The sequence below is a fragment of the Undibacterium sp. GW821-FHT11H02 genome, assembly GCF_058808015.1.
Window position 1 is genome coordinate 84,067 of the sequence record NZ_JBXARG010000004.1, and the last position, 21,976, is coordinate 106,042.

Sequence of the window (21,976 nt, forward strand, 5' to 3'; positions counted from 1 at the left end):
TTCGACTAACTAGCTCTATCATTTTGCTTTGATATTCCAATGAATAAATTCCTATATCTGCATCAATCATTGACGCGTTTCGATGGTAAGTTGCAAGACCTCATTCGTACAATCGTCGAACTTGGCTTGCGAGTATTCGTCTCGTGGCAGTTTCTAAAATCGGGTTGGGTAAAGTTGCAAGATTGGCCCTCAACTTTGGAATTGTTTCGTGAGGAGTATCAAGTTCCGATGGTCTCGCCGGAAATCGCTGCCTACTTGGGAACGGCGGGGGAGCTTATTTTTTCAGTTTTGTTATTGATAGGACTCTTTTCACGTCTAGCAGGCGTCGGCTTATTTGCGGTAAATCTGATGGCATTGGTTTCCTATCCTATCCTTTGGACTTTGGATTGTCCCGCCGGTCTGAATGATCACTTTTATTGGGGAGGGCTGTTATTGCTCTCTGTCATATGGGGACCAGATAAACTAAGTTGCGACAGATTTTTGCAGCGTTTGCTGCAGCAAAAGCAGTAGTAACCAGGAAACTTGATCAGGAATACTTGGTTCATAATCTCTAATCTAAATGGCACAAAATAAAAAAACGGGAATAAATCCCGTTTTTTTATTTTGGGAAGAAACTTTAACTCTTCCCATTATCGCTAAATTCAGCTTACTTCCACTTACGTTTTGCTAACTCTTCGCCGACAAAGCTAGCGAATAAAGAGTAACCTAAGGGGGATGGATGAACATTATCTGCGAAATAGTATTTGCTAGTATCGCCAGCGATCAAGTTGTTGGCGCTACAAACCAAAGATGAACCGAGAGGATTCTTCGCTGCTGTCAGATCACAAGCGGGTGTCGTTACATTACCGATGCCATAAGTGCCAGGATTAGCAGTATGGTCACGGAAGCGTGAGAACAGATCTACAAATAAGACATTGTCATTGCCGGCCAAACCGGCCAGTAGGCGGGCATTAAATGTGATGCTCATACCGTTTAACAAAGTTTGGGTATCAGCACTTTGTTTCAGGGCGTCGGGCGTTCTGCTCAAGTCTGGCATATTGATGACCACGACATATTTGGCGCCTTTTGCCAATATGAGATTGTTCACGTAGCCAGCTAATTCAGTTCCAGCGGTTCCCATTGCATCCACGTAGGTTTGCGCGTTCGCTTTAGCATAAGCAGCACCAGCGGGAGCTCCAACCGTAGGCGTTAAAGTTGCCACTGCAGCAGGTACGCAATTACTTGCTTGCGCATCAGTCGGCTTACACGCGCCGCTAGCGATGTCCTTTTGGATTTGACCTGGTACCGCTGCGGTTACCGCGGCTGTCGCTGCGGCTGTCGCTGCGGCGGATAATGTGCTCGCTTGGATAAACGCATCGTTCGGACCGCCGCTGACGAATACGATTTCAGTGCCGCTAAATTTGCCACCGACTGCGTCTAAGTGATTTTGAATTTGTTTAGCGACCGGTACTGTCATTTGCCCCAAAATTGCATTGTTACCGCCCAAAGCTTTGTTGCCTGGTCCCACTGGGTTGGTGACACGTGCGCCACCTTGTGCATAGCCTGTACAGCCAGAATTATTTTTGACTGCTACGTTGAATCCTTGCGACGCCAAACCTTCTAAGCCTGTTTGCGCTGCACATGGTGCTGGCAAACCTAGATCTGCCGCCACAATTTCTGTCCAATTCTTGGAGGTCGCGCTATTAATTGTGTACTTACCTCCGCCCAATGCCGCGACCGTACCTACTTTGTAGCTGCCGACGTCGCTCAAACTATCACCGAAAGTGACTTGGGAAGTAAACTTGATTTTTGGCGCTGGATCGGTGGCACTGCCGCCGCTACCACCACATCCGGCAAGAATCGCGGCTGCAAGGATAGTGAGTGAATAATTTAAATGACGCATTTTGTCTCCTGATCAATTTTATAAATTTGGGCGAAACGAACGATAGTGCTATTTGAGTGCTCACTATATGCCATTACGTTCTGGCATGGGGTTGAGAGGTGCAATTAAACGACATTCAAAATTAGAAGTTTTATTCGAAAAAAATCATCATTTTTACACAGCAAGTATTGAAAATTATCAATGAAAAAGTCCCATTTTTTATTGCTGGTTTCATAGCAGATGAAAGGTATTCTGAGATGTCTTTTTTTGACGCTCGTTTTACATTTTTTGTTAGTATCTATTTTGCGACAATACTAGAATTCCTAGCGATGCTCCTATACAAGTGCTGCGATCAATGTCATATTTTGACAAATGAAAATTAGTACGTGCGTTCGTTTTACAAGTATTTGAGAACTATTTTGGAGACAAAAAAATGAAAATGAAGTTAATAATCGCTGCATTGAGTACCTGTTTTGCTGCCCCAGTATTTGCACAGACCAATGTTACCTTGTACGGGATTTTGGATGCAGGCATTCAAGTCAGTAATAGTGGTAAAGGCACTCAAACGAAGATGGTCAGTGGTATTGCCGACGGCTCCCGTATCGGCTTTAAAGGCACTGAAGATATGGGCGGGGGTTACAAAGCAATTTTCAATCTGGAAGCTCGTGTAGAGGTAGATACCGGTAGTAACAAGGCAGGTAACTTGAGCGATTATCAAGGCTATGCATTGACTAAAGGTATGGACTTTCCAGATTTTGGCAACCCTGCATTGAAAGGTGCGGCGGCTCAAACCTTAGCTGGTGTGCGTTCTGCATTGCAGCCTAAATATAACGTAAATGCGACTTCTCCGCAGGTGTTGGCAAGAGGCGGTGGACCTGATGGCGGTTTGTTTGATCGTACGGCAATGGTCGGTTTGATCACACCAGTCGGTGCAATCTTAGCTGGTCGTATGTACACGCCTGCGTATGAAATTTTTAATGCAGCTGATACATTTGAGAGTGGAATGGCGGGTAGTTGGGGTGGTATTACTGGCGGTACCGGTGGATTGTTAACGACCGGCATGGCGATTCGCTCAAATAAATCTCTACAGTACCGTATTGAGTTACCTAACGGTTTTGGCGGTGCATTGATGTACGGCTTTAAAAATTCTGGTTACATCGGCTTAGATAAGGACTTTCTTGCTGCCAATGTGAAATACAAGGCGAACGGTTTCGACGTTGGTATTGGTTATAACCGCGGTACAAATACTGATGGCACTACAGGCTTGATAACAGCGACAGCGGGTGGTTCATATAGTATCGATGACTTTAAGTTTTTCGCTGGCTATCAGTCGATGAAAAATGAGAACTCTATTTTGTTACCGGTATTTTTTGATGCTTGGGATCAAGAAATTACTCCAGGTTTAAAAGCAGGAGGCGTTCCAACGCCGGTTATCGCTGCTTGGACCAGTATTTTTAGATCTAATATCACAAAAAATTTCAAGCTGAAAGCTGAGAGTTATAGCTTAGGTATGCATTACAAGATTGGTAATGGCCGTATCATGGCGTCGTATAGTCATCAAGATGACAAAACTTTGTCGAATAGCGATGTGACTCAATATGGCTTGGGCTACGACTATAATTTGTCCAAACGTACAGATCTTTATGCAGTCGTTGGCTATACCAAGAATCAAAACGATGGTCAGTATGCGCCAGGTGCAGCTAGTGCTTCGGGTGGTTTTACCGAGGTGCCAGGTCAACCAGGACGTGTCATGCAATTTGGTATTCGCCATCGTTTCTGATCATAGGATCGTTGGATAGCAAAAAATGAAAAGTGCTGCGGTTTGCAGCACTTTTTTTTTGGCGTTTGCTTTTATAAAGCAACCTGGTTTCTGCCCCTTTCTTTCGCACGATAAAGTGCGGCATCCGCATTAGCGATCACGTTTTGACCGTCTTGATCTACTTGCAAGCTGGCCAATCCGAGTGATGCGGTGATATGTGGTAATGGTTTTTCTTTATCTAAAAAAATCTGGGCATGCCGGATTTTTTCACACAGGCGCTCGGCGACGACTAGCGCAGACTCTTTCGTGGTATTCGGCAAGATAACTAACATTTCTTCACCGCCGTAACGTGCTGCAAAGTCACTGGGCCGTAGGCCATTATTGATCACTTTTGCCGCTGCTTGTAAGGCTTCATCGCCGATTACATGGCCGTATTGATCATTGAATTTCTTAAAATGATCGAGATCTATCATGATGATGCTAAGTTCGGTTTGCGTTGCATGCGCATGTTCGATCAAACCGGGAAGTTGCGTGTTCAACCATGAACGGTTATGCAGGCCTGTGAGTCCATCCACCATAGAAAGTTGGCGATAAAATTCCCCCACTTTTTGGCGATTGCGCAATTGGGCGTTGGCGGCTCGAATCCGGAAAGAGAGAAGTCGTAATAAATTGCGTGCGACACCATTTGATTCATCGATTAATTTCCACATACAAGCTGCATCAATTAAAAGCAATTGACTGTCGCTGACTGCTGCAATTGTGGCTACCGACGTTTCTTCATTCAATACCGAAATCTCACCGACGCATTCGCCTGCGAAATACTGTGAGCTGGCATTTTCTAACTGACGCTTTGAAACATTAGTTGCTTGCGCTAAGGTGCCAAGTAGAACGACGTACAAACAGGCGCCTGAACTATTACTATCGATGACGATCTCGCCTGCTTTAGCGGACACGACTGGACAGGCATTAAGTGCCTGTTGAATTGAGATAATTTCTTGGGGAGCCAAACCGTGAAAAAGTTGAATGTCATTTACCTTAAAATCCGAATCTCTAAAATGACCTATATGTTCCAAGACGACCTCTGAATTAAGCAAAACTTCGTTTTCAAGATTTTTTCCTAATTTGCGCAGAATGAAAGTGCTAAATTAAAGTGCTAAATAAAATAAGATAATACTCGCTTGTGAATGCTTATTGAATAATTTGATTCAAAGCTTCGAAGCGTAGCTCAGTCTCCTGAAAAATTGCCAAATAAGTTTCTTCTGATAGAGCCAAACTGTCCCATGCGAACGCTGAAATCGGTGGTACTAATTCATGCTCATCGCCACTCAAGTCTAAAGCGTGAACGATAGAATTGGCGACATGCACGATAGATGCAATGGAATTGAGTTCTTTGTCATTGGGTTCATGATGACCACGAATGGCATCTTGTATTGCATCTGAAAAGTTCCATTGTAAGGCTAAAATTAAACCGACCGCGACGTGGTCAACCCCAAGCACGCTACGTTCTGCATCGAGTAAGCTGCAATCTTTCTCTACCGAACACTTAAGCACTTCTTCATATTTTTTTGGGAAGCGTGAGACTAATACCAATCGCCCGATATCGTGTAATAGACCTGCGGTGAATGCGAAATCTTGCTTAAGATGCAGATGGCGGGAAATGACTTCTGCACAAATCGCGGTTGCAATGTTGTGCCGCCAAAATGCAATATTATTGAATCCGCGACAATGAGCTATTGGAAGATTACGGGTGAAAATGCTGGTACGTATCAAATTTTTCAGATTTTTCGTTCCCAACATCGAAACCGCTTGTTGAATGGTGACGACTTTTGAGTTTGCACCGTAGTAAGATGTATTCGCTACTTGTAATACTTTTGCCGCCAGCGATTGATCTAATGCCACTTTTTCTACAATAGTGTTTAAAGTGATATCTTCATTATTGAGATCGTTCAACATTTCCTGAGCAACTTGAGGCAGGGTCGGTAAGTCATTAATCTTATTAATAACTTCTTCTAACGAGAGCTCAAGGTCGTTATGATCCCGGATATACTGATTCATGATAAATCACCGTGGCGGTATTTTTCGATATATGTTTTCAGTGTATCAGTTGGGTCACCATAAGGTGCGTGTTTGAAAATATGACTTAATCTGTCGATTTTTTTTTGTTTGTTCTCAGTTTCGTCATTAACTTCGCTATCCACTTGAACAATAGCGAGCTGATGCACATGATGATGCGCCATTGCTTTTATCGTATTGTCAGTTAATGTGCTGCCGGCCGGTAGTAGGATGTGTCCAAGTTTATCTAATAAATTTTCAGATAAAACCATACCTGCAGTCACTTTTGAGACGGGTACATAATGATGTTTCTTGCTCATATGCGAATTCTCCTGTGACGTCAGTGTAATGATTTTCTTGAGAAATATAAAAAGTTGTTGTAATTCGGGCTTAAGGTCATGTTGTCGTGAGACCCGGCACCGCCTGAGTGCTGAGATCTAATTCAGGTCTGCGTTGATTGGCACGATCAATTTATAGCAGTCTGTTTAACTATATATCGGAAAAAATGAAGCATTTCATGAGCCGCCTGAAGTATTTATATCGAGATTTTGTCTTGCATCGTCCCCGATTTGTATTTGCAATGGCCTTAGGCTTATTCGGATTCTTTATATTCCCACACGAATGGAGCTTCATGAGCAGGGCGTTAGCAGGATGGAATCTGGCCGTATGGGTCTATTTATTTTTGGTTGTTTGGTTATTGCGTGGTTCTAATCATGAGAGCGTAGTGAAAGTGGCTGAGCGTGAGGATAACAGTGCGCTCGCTGTATTATTCATTTTGACCTGCTCAGCCACCGTTAGTTTGCTGGCTATCGTATTTGAACTAAGTAATTTGCGTGCCGCTACTGGGGAAATGCGGATCGTAAAATATCTATTTACCGGCGCCACAGTATTCGGGGCCTGGATATTGCTCGGTGTGATTTTTATGTTTCACTATGCTTTGTTGTTTTATCGCTCTCCTAAAGAACATCGAGCTTTACTCTTTCCCAATCACGAAGAACATCCGGATTATTGGGACTTTCTATATTTTTCATTCACTATCTCGGTCGCTCTACAAACATCTGATGTAGCCGTGATGTCACGCGAAATGCGAAAAACCGTGCTAGCGCAATCGGTTTTGAGCTTTATTTATAACGCTGCGATATTGGGATTTTCTATCAACATCGCAGCTGGTATCGTGGGGAATTAAAACGCTTTCTTACTTCGACTTACCAACGATGATGGCCATCGTGGCGGCGTCCTTGATCGTCTCTGTCGTGCCTAAAGTCGCGATCATTTCTATCAAAGCGCCTATCATATCTATCATCGCGGTCTCGGTGTTCCCGGCGATCGTAGCGGTAGTGCGCGGCACGCCAAGGGCGCCCGTAGCGCTGTTCTACATAGACATGGTCGTAATAGGGAAGCGCTGAGCGCAATTGCACAGGAAGGCCGCCAATATTGATGTTGATACCAAATGGCAGGCGCACTCCTGAGCGCCATTGTGCCCCTTCTGACCAATACCAAGTGCGGGCGCGCGGCGAAAAATAGACCTGATGACTTGGGTAGTACACATAGTCGTAAAATTGCACCGGTGCTGGTCGTGAATATAACTGCGCCGGTGGATATCGATCATGAGCGTTGGCGTTAAGTGTGGCACTACCAGCAGCCATAAACGCCAAACTTAGCAGTATTGTTTTGAAGGTATTTCGTTTCATCTTAAGCTCCTGAGGTTGACCTGTACCGCAATAACGGTGTGTTAACAAAATAAGCTGACAAACTATTTGAAACAAAATATTTCTATCTATTCGTTTTTATTGAAGAAGCTTTCTTTTTTGTCCATCAATAAACTGAGCAAGTCCTAGATCTACAGTCTTATTGAATACTAGACTTTCAGTGAGTTAACGATAAACACGTGGATTTTTGTGATTTCGATCTAAGTCTTGCTATGATGCTTACTTTCCTAAGTCTCTTTTATTTTATTGATACCTCCCTATGTTTGATTTTATTTCTAAACTGATACCAGGTCGTTCTGCCGTAAAGAAAAGCGATCAGCAAGCAATCGTTACATTAAGCAAAACCCTGCAAGAAGGGGATAAACACAAGGAAAAAGAGCAAGCGCGTCAGTCTTATCTGCAAAAAATTGATGCTGCCGCTAATAATGAATCGGTATTGATAGATTTGTTAATGCAATGTGATTTTGCGGACGGACGATTTCATGCCGCGCAAAAAATCACTAGCCAGCCTGGCATGGAAAAAGTACTGCCAGTGATGCGCAAGCTCGATAAACGCGTCGCTAAATTGCTGCAATCCCGACTGGATGATATTTCTCAGCAAGCACAGAACGAACTAGCAGCGCGGACTTGCATTGATGCTGCGGACCGTTTGCTCCAACAATCAGTTATCCTCAGCAATCAAGTCGTTGACTTGGATAAGCAATATGCACAATTGAAATCGGTCTTACCTAGATTGGCCGCGCAGTTTCAAGAAAAACGTCAGGTATTGACACAAGGCCTCGATCGTCAAATTCAATTGCAGCAACGCCTATTGGGTCTGGTGCAGGAAATCGGTGCTGTGGTCGATCATGCTGACTTGGATTTGAAAGAAAAATTCACGGTGTGGCAAGCCATTATTGATGCTTGCATCGCCGATCCTTACGCTGCTTCTTTGCCTAAAAGCCTATTGAATGAATCTCAGCTTAAGCTGCAGGCACTACAAGATAATTGGCGTGCTGCACAGCAGCGACCAGAGCAAACACAAAGTCAAACGCAAGACCATTCATTGTCTTCTGATACCACGGCAATTGATGGAGTGGCGCATGAGTCAACTCAGGTCGCTCAGGCGGCAGCTAAATCTATCAATAAGAAAGTAAGTAAGCCTGTTCTAACACTTTCGATTGAGCAAATTGAGTCAACTTTGCAGCAGATGGAGGCTGCCCTAGAGCAAGGTAGTGTCCAGAATGCACGTAAGTTTGATCGTGAATTGCGCGATGTGGATACCAAGCAAAATTATGCTAATTTGGTATTGAGCCAGCAGTTGAAAGAACGTATTAATCTGGCTCGTAAAGAATTGCTGCATTTATTGTCTTGGGCAAAATGGAGTGGAAATGCATCTCGTGATGAGTTGGTGAATACAGCGGAAGGTTTGGCGGGGTTGAAGCTAGACCCAAAAGAAATTGTAGGAACGGTTTCCGCATTGCGCGAACAATGGAAGCAAACCGAAACGAATACTGGGGCCGCCAGTAAAGAGTTATGGACACGATTCGATGCCGCTTGCAATGCAGCCTATGCCCCAGCCGCGCAGTTTTTTAAAGAGCTCAATGAGCAGCGTAAATTGAATGTGGCGCAAGCAGAAAGCCATTTGAATGAATGGCGAGAACAGGCTCAGACATTGCTTATACCTGCCGATACTGGCTATGCGCAGCCAGACTGGAAGCGTGTATTTGCCAGTATCTTGCAGATGCAACAAAGTTGGCGTGCTTTGGGGCCTGTGGATCGTAAAGACAAGCAGCGCCTAGATAAAGATTTCGACACAATGCTCGCGCCAATACGTCAAGCTTTAGCACAACGCCAAAAAGAAGAAGTGAGCACACGTGAAGAACTGATACTCGCGGCGGCTCAATTAGACGGGGCGCAGAATGCTTCTTTAGATCAATTGCGGCAATTGCAACAACGTTGGCAAGTCCAAGCCGCAAGTGTTCCCTTGCCGCGTAAAGAAGAGCAAGCTTTATGGGAGCGCTTTCGTGCCGCTTGTGATGCGGTATTTGAAAAGAAACGTGCCAATGCTGAAAGCGCTGATAAACAGCGTCAGGACAATTTACAAGCGAAAGAAAAAATTTGCTCTGATCTACAACAGGCACTGCAAGACGATCTTAGTGTTATGTCGCAGATAACAAGTTTGATTGGCAATGCAAAAACGGCTTGGCGGCAGATTGGTCAAGTGCCACGCGCTGAAGAGCAAAAAATAGAACAAAAATTTCAAACTTTGCTCGATGCATTGCAACAGCAATTGCAACAAGCACAAAGTAAAGTGAAACAGGAAAAATCTCAGCGCCTTCTGGCAAAAATCGAAACCTGTTTGCAACTAGAATTGTTACTACAGAGTCCTAACACCGAAACGACAAAATTACATGCCTTGAAGCAAGCATGGAGTGATACGTCGTTGCCCAATTCAATAATTACTAAGTCTTTGCAGCAACGCTTCGAGCAAATTTGTAATGCACTAGATTCCTCTACTAGTAATTTCAATATGGAGCAAAGTCGGCAACAAATGAGCGTCAATCGTCCCGCCTTTGACAATATATTGCTGCACCTCGAAATTTTACTCGGTGTGGAAAGTCCGGTTGATTTAAGTCGTGAACGCTTGCAAAAACAAGTTGAAGTCTTGCAGTCCTCATTAAAAAATGGACAGAATCAGAAACAACTAGGAGAGATGTTGAACCAATTGCTGAGTCTTCCGCTGATGCCTGATGTCGCGGTACAACAACGTATGCAAAATGTGTTGGCTCGCGCCGATTTGATGGTGCAGTAAGACCCACAAATTCCTATTGACGGCTCCCTTTGTTTAAGAGATCGCACGGGAATAGTCTTTTTAGAATGAGGAGAAGTAAATGCAGTTATATGGTTATTTTAGGAGCTCTGCGTCGTATCGCGTTCGCATTGCTTTAAACTTAAAAGCGCTGAACTATGAGCAAATTCCCGTGCATTTGGTAAAAAATGGCGGCGAGCAATTTTCTGAGCACTATAAGACTATCAATCCTGAGTCCTTAGTGCCGGCTCTGCTCGATATGCATGAAGGGCAAGAAGTTGCGATTAGTCAGTCCTTGGCTATTCTTGAATATTTGGAAGAGAAATACCCTGATACCGCCTTATTGCCTCGCGATTTTGCTGATCGTGCTTATGTTCGTGCTTTATCCCTGTCCATCGCTTGCGATATCCACCCAGTGAATAATTTAAGGATTTTGAAATACCTGAGTGCAAATTTTGCTGCAAGTGATGAGCAGAAAAATGCTTGGTACCGACATTGGTGCGAGTTGGGTTTGGCTGCGATAGAACAACGTCTTACGCAAGACAAGCGTAGCGGATTGTTTTGTTTTGGCGATATGCCGGGCATGGCCGATTGCTGCTTAATTCCGCAGGTGTATAACGCGCAAAGATTTCAATGTGATTTAAGCGGTATGCCTAAGATTATGGAAATTAACGCACGCTGTTTGGCCCTAGACGCTTTTGACCGGGCAGCACCAGCTAATCAAGCGGATGCAGAATAAAAAATGCCAGGAGAATTTCCTGGCATTTTTACTATTAGGACTTACGCAAAACAGACGCCAGCCTTGTGCTGTTCATCTCGCCGCGCAATTGCACAGTCTCCGCTGCCACGCCAAACCAGCGCAATTTTTTGTAAGTCTTAACTATAAATCTATGTAATATTTTTACTTGATTAAATGAGTTAAGCAAGTAGTTAATTAATTAGTTAATTCGGAAGTGCATCCTTATCTAAATTAACATCGAGTACCTCGTTGAGCATACTAATTAAGATGGACCGGGTTAGCTTGGACTTGGTCGCATAACCATCAATCGCATAATTACCCATTAGATTTTCTCGTGCATATCCTGGCTGACCTGTTCGTAATACGATGCGAAGATTCTTACGGGATAAGTCGTCGCGTAGCACGTTGACTAGTTTTAAGCCAGCATCTACGGTTTCCATCACAACATCCAAAAGAATCAAAGATGTATCAGGATTGTTTTCTGCGACTTGTTGCGCTTCTTTGGCGGAGAATGCATGTAAGAATTCTAGTGGTTTACCGTGGATCTCGACACCACTTAGAGCCAGTACTGTCGTGTCATGAACATTAGAATCGTCGTCCGCGATCAATATTTTCCAAGGGAGTATGGCCTTGCTGCCTGTTTCTTCTCCATCAGTTTCTGATAAAAATACGATGTCATCGTCGCTTTCATCATCAGAGGAGAATGCACTATCGCTATTCACATAAACTACTGAAGAGTATGTGCGTAAATTGCCGCGCGGGGTCGCATTCATAGTCTTTGAGGATGACGTTGATTGCGCATTCCAATCGGGCTGTTTACTGCTATGGTGATGTTCCATCAGTAGCTCCCTGAACTTGGATATAGAATACGGATTACGATTTAATCATATGTGATAGAGCGATAGGAAACAAGTAGGCAGATGTGAAAAAAAGTGAATTATGAACATAAATTACTTCATTTCAGAAGCGAACAAGAGTGATAAGCTTTGCCATGCCTTCTTTTTGCTAAATTTTCACTTCTGTTCGAGCAACAATAAAAAACAATTAGCAAATGACATTTTAAAACCCCGCATTTTTGAGCAAGGAATAGACGTATTTATGAAACGCTTTTTATGTGCGCTGTTATGTGCGCTATCAATGATGGCTGTGACAAATCCCGCGCTGGCCCGTGATTTTTATCCTAAGAATGTCGCTTTGGACATAGAGCGCTATAAATTCCAAATCGAGTTAAGTGATCAATCTGAATTGATCAAAGGAAAAGCGATAATTGCAATGCGCACGCTTGCGCCTATGCAGGAGTTTGCTCTTGATCTGGGGAGTCAAACTGAGGGTATGCATGGTATGCAAGTCTTATACGTGAAGTTGGGCGAACACTCGCTACCATTTGAACATATGAATGATCGCTTAACCATTCGTTTGCCCAAAATAACCACGTCTAAAGAATTGATCAACATAGAGATTACCTATCAAGGTATTCCTAAGTCAGGTTTGCATATCAGCAAAAATAAATATGGTGACAGAGTATTTTTTGCGGATAACTGGCCAGATCAGGGACATCAATGGTTGCCGACGATTGATCATCCTAGCGATAAAGCTGCAGTCGAATTCTTAATTACCGCGCCAGCTCATTATGCGGTCATTGCGAATGGCTTAAAGGTCGAAGAAAGTAGTCTGGATGGCGATAGAAAGCTGACGCACTGGCGCGAGGATGTGCCGATTGCGGTCAAAGTCATGGTTATAGGTGTTGCGCGCTTTGCGATGCAAGAGAGTGCAAAATTGAATGATGTTTCTATCACCAGTTGGGTCTTTCCGCAGAATCGTTTAGAAGGATTTCATGATTATGCGGTAGCAGTGAAAGCCCTGGATTACTTCCAAAAAAATGTAGGTCCTTATCCCTATAAGAAACTGGCCAACGTGCAGTCCAAAACACGCTTTGGCGGACTTGAGAATGCCAATACGATTTTTTATTTCGAAAATTCGGTGACGGGGAAAGGCGAACAAGAGGCCTTAGTCGCACACGAAATCGCGCATCAATGGTTTGGTAATTCGACGACCGAGAATGATTGGCATCATGTTTGGCTGAGTGAAGGTTTTGCGACTTACTTTACCAATCTATATATCGAACATATCTACGGTCGCGAGCGCTTTGTAAAGCAAATGCTGGCGGACCGAGAAAAGATTATTCGTTTCCATCAACGGGTCAATCGACCTATCGTCGACACCGAAATTCGAGATCCAAAACAAGTGTTAAGCCCCAATACCTATGAAAAAGCAGGCTGGGTCTTGCATATGCTAAGACAAGAGTTGGGCGACGAAGTGTTTTGGAATGGAATACGTCAGTACTATACAAAATTTGCAGGTAAAAATGTCGTGAGTGCAGATTTTCAGGCATCTATGGAGCAAGTTTCCGGTAGAGATTTGGCCGCATTTTTTCAGCAATGGCTGCATCAAGCTGGATATCCTAAATTAGCGTTGCAATGGCATTTTGACTCGAGCAAAAAAGTAGTCACGCTAAGAGTTGAGCAAGTCCAGGAGTCGTCGCAATTTGCGTTCCCATTAGATATTGCGATACAAGCGAGCGATGGAAAAATACAATTGCAAACGGTACGCGTGAATCAAAAAAATCAGGAATTCACATTTCCAGTCAACGGGATTCCAAAATTGATTAGTGCGGATCCTATGGTGCGTTTGTTATTGGAAGCGAAAGTGGAAGCAAAGTAAATTGATTGAAGTCCACTGAGTGAGGTAATGATAAAAAACGCCGGCAACTTCGATGAAGTGTCCGGCGTTCCTTTTTTGTAGCAAAGTATTGAATTTTACGAAGCGGGCCTATTGTGAAACTACACAATCCCGCCGCCCGCTTACGTAATCAGCAGAGTTTACTCTTTAGCCTTCTCGGTAGTAGCAGGTGCCGCGGCAGGTTTAGCCGCAGGCCACGCCACACCTAACCAACGCGCGTTCAATTCTTTTTGCTGATCATTTACTGTATCTAAAGCTTTTAACTTCGCTTTGCCTTTGACTTGACGATTTGGGGTCAAGGCGATTTCACGTAATTCATCACGACGAAACACGGTCAATTTGATTGGCGTTTGTTGCTGCATCCAAAGTTTGTCGTTGATATCTTTTGGAGTTAGACGCAATCCGTTCCCAGCCACCAAAATATCGCCCGCTACCACGCCCGCTTTCCAAGCTGGACTATCACGCTCGACTTCGATTACAACGGGATGCTCACCCGTATCGCGTGTGCGCCAGCCTGTGAACCACTCTTCTTTTTGTTCATCGTCTTTACCACCTTCGACGACATAACGCATACCAACATGGGTGAACAATTCGCTGAACGGAATCTCGCCTGTGCCATCGACATATTTTGTCCACCAGCCTGACCAGTCGTTGCCCGTCACTGTTTTTAAAGCAGTACGTACATCTGCTTCTGAGTAGCCACCTTTATCAACGGTATGATGTTGATACAGATATTGATGTACATGCTCAAAACCTTTGGCACCTTTGGTTTGTTCGCGAATGGCGATGTCCATCGCGGTCGCTAACAACATACCCTTACTATAGATGTTGACAGAGGCATTGCGCGCGCGCTCGCCGCCCGCGTCGATCCAGGCATCAAAGCTGGACTCCGCCGCGCTTTGTTGGAAGCGGCCTGGCTGGTGTTCATAGGCGAGCAAAGCTTTGGCAAATTCTTCCATGAACTCTTCGCGAGTTTGTATGCCTGCGCGTAAAGTCAAAATCTCTTCAAAATACGATGTATTACCTTCTGCCATCCACAATAAACGAGTGTAATTTTCTCTTTGATATTCGTAAGGTACCATCTCTTTTGGACGATAGGCTTTGACATTCCACGTGTGCACAAACTCATGCGCGGCGGTGCGGATGAAGCCCAAATATTCTTTGCGCGGCGCAAAACCCCAACGCGGTTTTTGAATTACTGTGGAATTAATATGCTCGGTTGCGCCACCAACACCATCGGTCGCGTGCACAATAAATAGATAGCGTTTGAATGGGAAGGCACCAAACAATTTGCGGCCTTCTTCGACAACTTTCTTCAAGTCAGTCGCCATTTTTTTGCCGTCATAATTACCACGACCCCAGATCGCTAATTCAATCGTGTGACCATCCACATCGAAGCTATGGAATTCATGTTCACCGGTCTCAATCGGAGAGTCAATCAATACGTCGTAGTTCTTCGCCACGAAGCAATGATCACAGCTACCTTTGTCCATGCCGGAACGCGAGATCCAGGTTTTTGGCGTGTCCAAACTGACTTTGACTGCCTGACTGCGGAACGGCGCGGCATACATCAAAATGCCACTGGCGTCCAAGTAGGCATGCGTGTCATCGATATGCTGCGTGCGCTCGCCTAAAGAGTTGGCATACACTTCGTAAGAAATTTTGACGGTATCGCCGGGTTGTGTCTTAACTTGCCACGTGCCTTTGTCGGTTTTAGCAAAACTCAAAGCCTTACCTTTGCCATTCGTCGCGACAAATTGACGTACATTTTTTCCCAAATTCAAGACTTCGTAACGACCTGTGCGCCATATCGGCATTTGCACATCTAAGGTTTTACCCGAAACGGCAGGGAAGTCGATCTGCACTTCCGCTAAATGTTGGGTGGGATTAGTGATTTTGATTTGATACTGAACATCAGCAAAAGCGGATGGTGCTGCCATGGCACATGCCAAGGCGAGAGAGCTAAGAAGTGTCTTTTTCATCTTATATTTTTGTTGAGCTGGTGGGAGTTAATCTGTGCAAAATAGCATTGCAAGGCAAGCATGCAGGCAAAAATGAGGCTTGTCAATGAAGCGTAGGGTATGAAAATTTATTTTTATTACTTGAGGGGCCAATTAGAGAAATGATCTTCTTGGCTTTGAATGTAATTAACCGAAAACTGGTTTCTTTTTCCTATTTGTGCTTTGTGTAGCGTTTTGTATCTCGCGTTGCATTTATCAGACAGCCATTTTTTTTCGCTTTTTAGAGCGTTTATGAAGAGTCAATATTTTCAGCTTAAGAGAAAATATATTTTCAATTTTTTGAAATCCCTTGTTTTTTTGAGGGAGAGGAAATTTATGAACGCCAAGGTCGTAGAATTGGCATTTAAATTCTGGCGGAGAAAGGGGGATTCGAACCCCTAGTAGGCTATGAGCTTGTGCGTCCATGCTATGAAATGGCGCATGGATAAAGGGTCTTCATCCAATTAAGTGCGCTATTCAATTGCTGTCTGAACTTTCCAAAGTGCTTGATTTTATTGGACTCGCAATTTCTTATTAGCGCAATTTTTACGGACAATGAAGTCGCATTTGTTATTCTTGTTAAGACCTGTTAATGATGCTAATATTGGTGCTTTAAATGACTCTATAGGTGCATTATGCCTCATCTCATCCTAGCTGAAACCTCAGCAAGTGTTTCAGAACTCAAGAAGAATCCTATGGGTACAGTTGCCGCTGGCGAGGGTATGCCTGTCGCCATTCTTAATCGTAATGAGCCGGCGTTTTACTGCGTTCCTGCAAAAACTTATGAAGCTTTGATGGATAGACTTGAGGATTTGGAACTTAACGCCATTGCAGATGCTCGTAAAGGACAGCCAATTGTGAAGGTGAAACTCGATGATCTTTGAGCTTGGCTTTCTAGATGAAGCGTTGAAAGAGTGGCGCAAGCTCGATAGCAGCGCGCGAGAACAATTTAAAGCAAAGCTTACAGAGCGTCTCAGTAATCCTCGTGTACCGTCTTCAAAGCTAACTGGTCATAAAGATCGGTATAAGATTAAATTACGCAGTGTCGGTTACCGACTCGTTTATGAGGTGCGTGATAACGAACTTATCGTCATTGTTGTTGCAGTGGGGCGGCGTGAAAGAAACGCTGTCTATCAGGTTGCTGCGAAGCGATAGTGCTGATACGTGTTTATATTGTTCGGTGATTTAGACTACGTAATGCAGGTCTGGTGAATTCGAGCTTGTAAGCTTAGTGAACTTTGCAATATATTGTGCTACTCAAGTTATGCTGTGTTTCTATATTGTTTGATAAATATTCGTTAATAAGCATAAGCCTTTTAAGACAGCTAGAACCGTGTTGCAGAATTCGCACGGCTGTGTCAACGTTAGTTTCTTCACTTTAAAGCAAGTTGACGTCTGATTCATTTGTGTTCCAGCGACACCCCCGATTCAATAGTACACAAAGGCGGATGTGGCTGCTGCCATCAAAACCATTTCCGCATTTACCTACTGAATCAAAGTTGGAAAGATGGAAATCAATCGCGTTCATTTTGTCATCTCGTTTTCCTAGTGAATAAGGGGCTTTTTATTTGCCGTGTCGATTGTCGCTTCAGGCGCGCACCGAGAGTTGAAAGCGGTCTTTTCCGTAGAGTAATTAGTGCCGCGAGGATCGCTCGCTCGATGCTCCCTAATGAAATCTGTCATTGATTTTCGATTTTGCGTATATGAGTCATATCCTCCTGTACTCATACAAGAGCTTTGGGATAAATGGTTAGATGAATTGCGTCAAGCAGTCAAAATGGCTAAGGACGTCCGACCAATTCAATCATCAGAATTTCTATTTTGCAATCGTAATGGTAAAGGAAACTTTAATGAGGCAACTGGTAGGGCAGGCGGCTGGGAATCCTTGTGGCGTGGATTTTTTGCTTGTGTAATGGCAGAAACCAAGATAACAGAGAAACTTACTGAGCATGACTTGCGCGCTAAATGCGCTAGCGATGCTAAAACCTTGGAACATACGGCCGCTCTTTTGTCACATGCGGATAGCAAAATTACCGAATGAGTGTACAGCGGAAAAACTGAATTTGTGGAGCCACTTCGGTGAAAATTGGACTTTGAATAGCGCGATCAGTTTGAATAGCGCAAAAAATAAGGCTCTCACGTGGAGAGCCTTATATAAATTCTGGCGGAGAAAGGGGGATTCGAACCCCCGGTAGGCTATGAACCTACGCACGCTTTCCAGGCGTGTGACTTAAACCACTCATCCATCTCTCCGAATTCGTCAAACGCCTTACATTTATACAAGCCATTTGGGAAGCTCGAAATTATAGCAGTCTAAACTTCGTTTGTAAAACCTTTCTTCCAAAGCGGTAATTGTCACGGCTTGATGCGGTTCTATTTGCAATGGCTTTTTAATTGCAGTTTTGCTGCTGAATTTGTTTGCCCTAAGGCTATAATCTCGCCCCATGAACCTATTAAAGACTCTCGCTGCGATTAGCAGTATGACTATGTTGTCCCGCATTACGGGCTTGATTCGCGATGTGTTGTTTGGCGCCTATTTTGGCGCGACGGCGATGATGGATGCTTATGTGCAGGCATTTAAGATCCCGAATTTTTTTCGTCGCTTGTTTGCAGAGGGAGCTTTTTCTCAAGCCTTTGTGCCGATTCTAGCTGAATATCGCAATAAGAATTCCGAAGCTGAAGTGAAAGAGTTAGTCGATCATGTCGCGACTGTGTTGGTGTGGGCTTTGTTTTTTACCTGCGTGATCGGTGTGATCGGGGCACCAGTTTTGGTGCTAATGTTTTCCTCCGGTTTTTTGGGAACGCCGAAGTTTGATCTGACGGTCAATCTCACGCGCATCATGTTTCCGTATATCGGTTTTATGTCTTTGGTTGCGCTCTCTAGCGGGATTTTGAATACTTGGAGACGTTTTAAGATTCCCGCCTTCACGCCCGTTTTACTCAATCTTTGTTTCATCGTCGCAGCTTACTTTTCTTTAGCCTTGTTTGGAAAAGAAAAACAAATTTATGCGCTGGCATGTGCTGTTTTTGTTGGCGGCCTGTTGCAGTTGGCGATACAAATTCCCTCATTGATACAAATCGGTATGTTGCCGCGAATTTCTTGGAATCCCGCCTTCGCTTTGCGCGATCCAAAAGTAAGGCGGGTTTTGAGGCAGATGGGACCGGCAGTGTTGGCGGTGTCTGCGACACAAATTAGTATCATGATCAATTCAACTTGGGCTTCATTTTTGCCTGACGGTAGCGCTTCTCAATTGAATTTTGCGGATCGCTTGATGGAATTTCCTTCTGCGATGTTGGGCGTCGCACTCGGGACGGTTTTGCTGCCTAGCTTATCGGCAGCCAAAGCGAATGCCGATAAAACAGAGTATTCATCCTTGCTCGATTGGGGTTTGCGCTTAACCTGTTTATTGGCTTTGCCCGCAGCGGTTGGCTTGCTGACTTTGTCGGATGCTTTAACCGCGACCTTATTTCACAATGGTAAATTTGATGCCCATGCAGTGAATGAAACTGCGAAAGCGGTCGCTGCCTATGGCGTGGGTTTAACCGGCTTAATTTTGGTAAAAATTTTGGCTCCGGGCTTTTATGCACAACAAGATATTCGAACGCCTGTCAAAATCGCTCTGATTGTTTTACTCATCACGCAGGTCATGAATGTTTTATTTGTGCCATTCATGCACCAAGCTGGTTTGGCTTTGTCGGTGGGATTGGGTGCTTGTGTGAACGCAGCGATGCTCTATCACGGATTACGAAAACGCGAGCTTTATACACCTTCAGCAGGATGGTTAAAGTTCTTTGTTAAATTGAGCGTTGCTTTGTTGTTGATGGGGCTAGTTGGCTTTGGATTAGCAGCGCAACTCGATTGGATTGCCTTGCAGAGCAATCGTTGGATAAGAGCAGCTTTCATGGGCGGCGTTATTAGTACCTGCATGCTGGTGTATTTCAGTTCACTATTTGTGATGGGATTTCGATTGCGTGAATTTAGAAAAATGTCGCGTTAGTTCGTCATTTGTGGCATTAGTTGTTCCCCAAACTAAAAAGAGAAGCTGAGCTTCTCTTTTTAGTTTTGACTTGGTTTCAGACAGTTTTAGCCGCCGATTGCTTCCCACTTTTCTAAAGCTGCCATCAGCAATTCATCAATTTCTGCAAAGCGTTCGTTGAGCTTTTTAATGGCGTCTGGTGTTGCGTCTTTATAGAAATCACCATCGGCGAGTTTTTCAGAAATTGTTTTTTGTTCGGCTTCCAAATTACTGATTAAAGTCGGCAGCTCATCCAATTCTTTTTGCTCTTTGTAGCTGAGCTTTTTCGGCTTAGCTTCCACTTTGGCCGCAGGTGCGGTCATGCTACTGACTGGTGACTTGTTATCGGTTTTTTGTTTAGCCGGTGCAGCGACTGCTTTGCCTGCTGGCGAGTTTTTGTAAGTTTCCCAATCGGTATAACCACCGATGTATTCTTTCCAGACGCCTTCACCTTCAGAAGCGATGACTTGTGTCACCACATTGTCGAGGAAGGTTCTATCGTGGCTGACCAAGAATACCGTGCCGTCGTAATCTTCCAGCAATTCTTCCAACAACTCCAAGGTGTCGATGTCGAGATCATTGGTCGGTTCATCGAGCACCAAGACATTCGCTGGTTTGGCAAACAAGCGTGCTAACAAGAGACGATTACGTTCACCACCAGACAAAGTTTTGACTGGAGAGCGCGCGCGTTCTGGTGCGAACAAGAAATCGCCGAGGTAAGACATGACATGCTTACGCTGACCATTGATTTCGACAAAGTCGCTACCCGGAGAAATGGTTTCCGCCAAGCTGACTTCTTCATTGAGTTGCGTGCGCATTTGATCGAAGTAGGCGATCTGTAATTTGCTACCTTGTTTCACGGTGCCACTATCGGGTTGATCTTCACCCAAAATCATTTTGAGTAACGTGGTTTTGCCTGCACCGTTTTGACCGATCAAACCGATCTTGTCGCCGCGCATAATAATGCTGGAGAAATTATCGACGATATTTTTAGGGCCAAAGCTCTTGCAGACGTTTTCCAACTCCGCGACAATCTTGCCTGAGCGCTCACCTGTGGTGACATCGAGGCGTACTTGACCTTGTTGATCACGGCGGGCCGCACGTTGTAGACGCAATTGTTCGAGGCGCTTAACACGGCCTTCATCACGCACGCGACGGGCTTTTACGCCTTTGCGTATCCAGACTTCTTCTTGCGCTAAAAATTTATCGAACTTCGCCGCTTCAACTTCTTCGATGACTAATTGTTCTTCTTTGCGTACTTGATAGGTCGTGAAGTTGCCAGGGAAGGAAGTGATTTTGCCGCGATCTAATTCGATGATGCGGGTCGTGACATTATCGAGGAAACTACGATCATGGGTAATGAAGAGTACGCTACCTTTAAAGTCTTTCAACAAGCCTTCTAACCATTTAATCGAAGAAAAGTCGAGATGGTTGGTTGGCTCATCGAGCAGTAGAACATCAGGTGCACTGACCAAAGCACAAGCCAAGGCCACACGTTTTTTCATACCGCCAGACAGCGTGCTCATGATCGCGTCTTTGGATAAATTCAATTTTTCCAAAGTTGTCTCAACGGTATTGCCTAAACTCCAGGCATCGGCCGCGTCGAGTTGCACCTGGATGTCGTGCATGCGTTCCATCAAAGCTTCGTCGTTATCACCGCCAAATTGGCCTGTGATCGCTTCGTACTCTTGCAATAGCTTAGGTAAGTCGCCTAAGCCAGATGCGACTGCATCAAACACGGACTGATCAGGATCAAATTGCGGCTCTTGCTCAACATAGGCAATCTTGATGTTTTGTTGCATCACCAACAGACCATCATCGAGTTTAAATTTACCCGCGATGATTTTGAGTAGTGAAGATTTGCCTGTGCCATTACGACCGATTAAGCCCACGCGTTCTGAGGTTTCGATGGAAAATTCTGCGTGATCGAGGAGGGCAACGTGACCAAATGCAAGTTGTGCGTTACTAAGAGAGATGACTGCCATAAAAAACTTCTGCCGAGCTAAAAAGAGCCGATGCGTGTAGATGAAGATCGTTAAAAACGAGGAAAGGCGCCATTGTACGCTAGTTGCCTATGGTTTCATCGTTTAGGGGCGATTGCATTTGATTGTTGTTGGTCTGTCAGGTAAGATGGCGGGCTTCGTTTGTTGCCATTTTTATGGGTTTGCAACAGGTCAAGAAGTCTATGCAAAGTCATTTGCATAGATATCTAGAGTCTCTCCGTAGCACAATGGATAGTGCACATGCCTCCTAAGCGTGGGATACAAGTTCGATTCTTGTCGGAGGGACCAAATTCCCACATTTATGTCA

General features: G+C 44.4%; 18 protein-coding genes and 2 tRNA genes. 11 read left to right on the forward strand and 9 right to left on the reverse strand.

Annotated elements, in window-relative coordinates; all coding sequences use genetic code 11:
* Window positions 1–39 precede the first annotated feature (39 nt).
* The gene (locus AC1RR2_RS05635) at window positions 40–510 is read left to right on the forward strand and encodes a DoxX family protein (protein WP_493221322.1); all 471 of its coding nucleotides are present in this window, start codon (window positions 40–42) and stop codon (window positions 508–510) included.
* 136 nt (window positions 511–646) lie between these two features.
* On the opposite strand, the gene AC1RR2_RS05640 is transcribed toward AC1RR2_RS05635, so the two are convergent.
* Window positions 647–1,882: an SGNH/GDSL hydrolase family protein gene (locus AC1RR2_RS05640; protein WP_493221323.1), complete on the reverse strand. Its 1,236-nt coding sequence runs from the start codon at window positions 1,880–1,882 to the stop codon at window positions 647–649.
* Window positions 1,883–2,294: 412 nt separating this feature from the next.
* Between AC1RR2_RS05640 and AC1RR2_RS05645 the strand changes: the two genes are divergently transcribed.
* Window positions 2,295–3,641, forward strand: coding sequence for a porin (locus AC1RR2_RS05645; RefSeq protein WP_493221324.1), 1,347 nt, complete (start codon window positions 2,295–2,297; stop codon window positions 3,639–3,641).
* Window positions 3,642–3,712: 71 nt separating this feature from the next.
* On the opposite strand, the gene AC1RR2_RS05650 is transcribed toward AC1RR2_RS05645, so the two are convergent.
* The 3 genes from AC1RR2_RS05650 to AC1RR2_RS05660 form a co-directional block, all read right to left on the reverse strand.
* Window positions 3,713–4,693, reverse strand: coding sequence for a GGDEF domain-containing protein (locus AC1RR2_RS05650; RefSeq protein ID WP_493221325.1), 981 nt, complete (start codon window positions 4,691–4,693; stop codon window positions 3,713–3,715).
* Between the two features lie 115 nt (window positions 4,694–4,808).
* Complete coding sequence (locus AC1RR2_RS05655; RefSeq protein ID WP_493221326.1) at window positions 4,809–5,675, reverse strand: HDOD domain-containing protein; 867 nt, start codon at window positions 5,673–5,675, stop codon at window positions 4,809–4,811.
* Window positions 5,672–5,992: a hypothetical protein gene (locus tag AC1RR2_RS05660; RefSeq protein WP_493221327.1), complete on the reverse strand. Its 321-nt coding sequence runs from the start codon at window positions 5,990–5,992 to the stop codon at window positions 5,672–5,674. Before AC1RR2_RS05660 ends, AC1RR2_RS05655 begins: the two co-directional genes overlap by 4 nt.
* Before the next feature lie 197 nt (window positions 5,993–6,189).
* Between AC1RR2_RS05660 and AC1RR2_RS05665 the strand changes: the two genes are divergently transcribed.
* Window positions 6,190–6,858, forward strand: coding sequence for a DUF1345 domain-containing protein (locus tag AC1RR2_RS05665; RefSeq protein ID WP_493221328.1), 669 nt, complete (start codon window positions 6,190–6,192; stop codon window positions 6,856–6,858).
* A 19-nt stretch (window positions 6,859–6,877) separates the two neighbouring features.
* Here the strand turns inward: AC1RR2_RS05665 and AC1RR2_RS05670 are convergent, their stop codons facing one another.
* Window positions 6,878–7,363: a hypothetical protein gene (locus AC1RR2_RS05670; RefSeq protein WP_493221329.1), complete on the reverse strand. Its 486-nt coding sequence runs from the start codon at window positions 7,361–7,363 to the stop codon at window positions 6,878–6,880.
* 277 nt (window positions 7,364–7,640) lie between these two features.
* Here AC1RR2_RS05670 and AC1RR2_RS05675 point away from each other — a divergent pair, with 277 nt between their 5' ends.
* Together AC1RR2_RS05675 and maiA are read left to right on the forward strand one after the other, a co-directional pair.
* The gene (locus AC1RR2_RS05675; protein ID WP_493221330.1) at window positions 7,641–10,175 is read left to right on the forward strand and encodes a DUF349 domain-containing protein; all 2,535 of its coding nucleotides are present in this window, start codon (window positions 7,641–7,643) and stop codon (window positions 10,173–10,175) included.
* Between the two features lie 79 nt (window positions 10,176–10,254).
* Window positions 10,255–10,911 (forward strand): maleylacetoacetate isomerase, encoded by a 657-nt coding sequence (maiA, locus tag AC1RR2_RS05680; protein ID WP_493221331.1) that lies wholly within the window; start codon window positions 10,255–10,257, stop codon window positions 10,909–10,911.
* Window positions 10,912–11,114: 203 nt separating this feature from the next.
* Here the strand turns inward: maiA and AC1RR2_RS05685 are convergent, their stop codons facing one another.
* Window positions 11,115–11,684 (reverse strand): hypothetical protein, encoded by a 570-nt coding sequence (locus tag AC1RR2_RS05685; RefSeq protein ID WP_493221332.1) that lies wholly within the window; start codon window positions 11,682–11,684, stop codon window positions 11,115–11,117.
* A gap of 325 nt (window positions 11,685–12,009) precedes the next feature.
* On the opposite strand from AC1RR2_RS05685, the gene AC1RR2_RS05690 reads away from it, so the two are divergent.
* The gene (locus tag AC1RR2_RS05690; protein WP_493221333.1) at window positions 12,010–13,632 is read left to right on the forward strand and encodes a M1 family metallopeptidase; all 1,623 of its coding nucleotides are present in this window, start codon (window positions 12,010–12,012) and stop codon (window positions 13,630–13,632) included.
* A 158-nt stretch (window positions 13,633–13,790) separates the two neighbouring features.
* Here AC1RR2_RS05690 and AC1RR2_RS05695 read toward each other — a convergent pair whose 3' ends face one another.
* Window positions 13,791–15,590 (reverse strand): M61 family metallopeptidase, encoded by a 1,800-nt coding sequence (locus AC1RR2_RS05695; protein ID WP_493221334.1) that lies wholly within the window; start codon window positions 15,588–15,590, stop codon window positions 13,791–13,793.
* A gap of 695 nt (window positions 15,591–16,285) precedes the next feature.
* Here AC1RR2_RS05695 and AC1RR2_RS05700 point away from each other — a divergent pair.
* From AC1RR2_RS05700 to AC1RR2_RS05710, 3 genes are all read left to right on the forward strand, one after another.
* Window positions 16,286–16,534 (forward strand): type II toxin-antitoxin system Phd/YefM family antitoxin, encoded by a 249-nt coding sequence (locus tag AC1RR2_RS05700; RefSeq protein ID WP_493221335.1) that lies wholly within the window; start codon window positions 16,286–16,288, stop codon window positions 16,532–16,534.
* A complete protein-coding gene (locus AC1RR2_RS05705; protein ID WP_493221336.1) occupies window positions 16,524–16,805 on the forward strand; it encodes a type II toxin-antitoxin system RelE family toxin in 282 nt (93 codons plus the stop codon). Before AC1RR2_RS05700 ends, AC1RR2_RS05705 begins: the two co-directional genes overlap by 11 nt.
* Before the next feature lie 514 nt (window positions 16,806–17,319).
* The gene (locus tag AC1RR2_RS05710; protein ID WP_493221337.1) at window positions 17,320–17,691 is read left to right on the forward strand and encodes a site-specific integrase; all 372 of its coding nucleotides are present in this window, start codon (window positions 17,320–17,322) and stop codon (window positions 17,689–17,691) included.
* Window positions 17,692–17,812: 121 nt separating this feature from the next.
* Here AC1RR2_RS05710 and AC1RR2_RS05715 read toward each other — a convergent pair.
* Window positions 17,813–17,903: transfer RNA gene (locus tag AC1RR2_RS05715), tRNA-Ser, on the reverse strand.
* Window positions 17,904–18,094: 191 nt separating this feature from the next.
* Between AC1RR2_RS05715 and murJ the strand changes: the two genes are divergently transcribed.
* Complete coding sequence (gene murJ / locus AC1RR2_RS05720) at window positions 18,095–19,648, forward strand: murein biosynthesis integral membrane protein MurJ (protein WP_493221338.1); 1,554 nt, start codon at window positions 18,095–18,097, stop codon at window positions 19,646–19,648.
* Between the two features lie 86 nt (window positions 19,649–19,734).
* On the opposite strand, the gene AC1RR2_RS05725 is transcribed toward murJ, so the two are convergent.
* Window positions 19,735–21,651 (reverse strand): ATP-binding cassette domain-containing protein, encoded by a 1,917-nt coding sequence (locus AC1RR2_RS05725; RefSeq protein ID WP_493221339.1) that lies wholly within the window; start codon window positions 21,649–21,651, stop codon window positions 19,735–19,737.
* Window positions 21,652–21,882: 231 nt separating this feature from the next.
* Here AC1RR2_RS05725 and AC1RR2_RS05730 point away from each other — a divergent pair.
* Window positions 21,883–21,957 (forward strand) — tRNA-Arg (locus AC1RR2_RS05730).
* The last annotated feature ends 19 nt before the right edge of the window (window positions 21,958–21,976 follow it).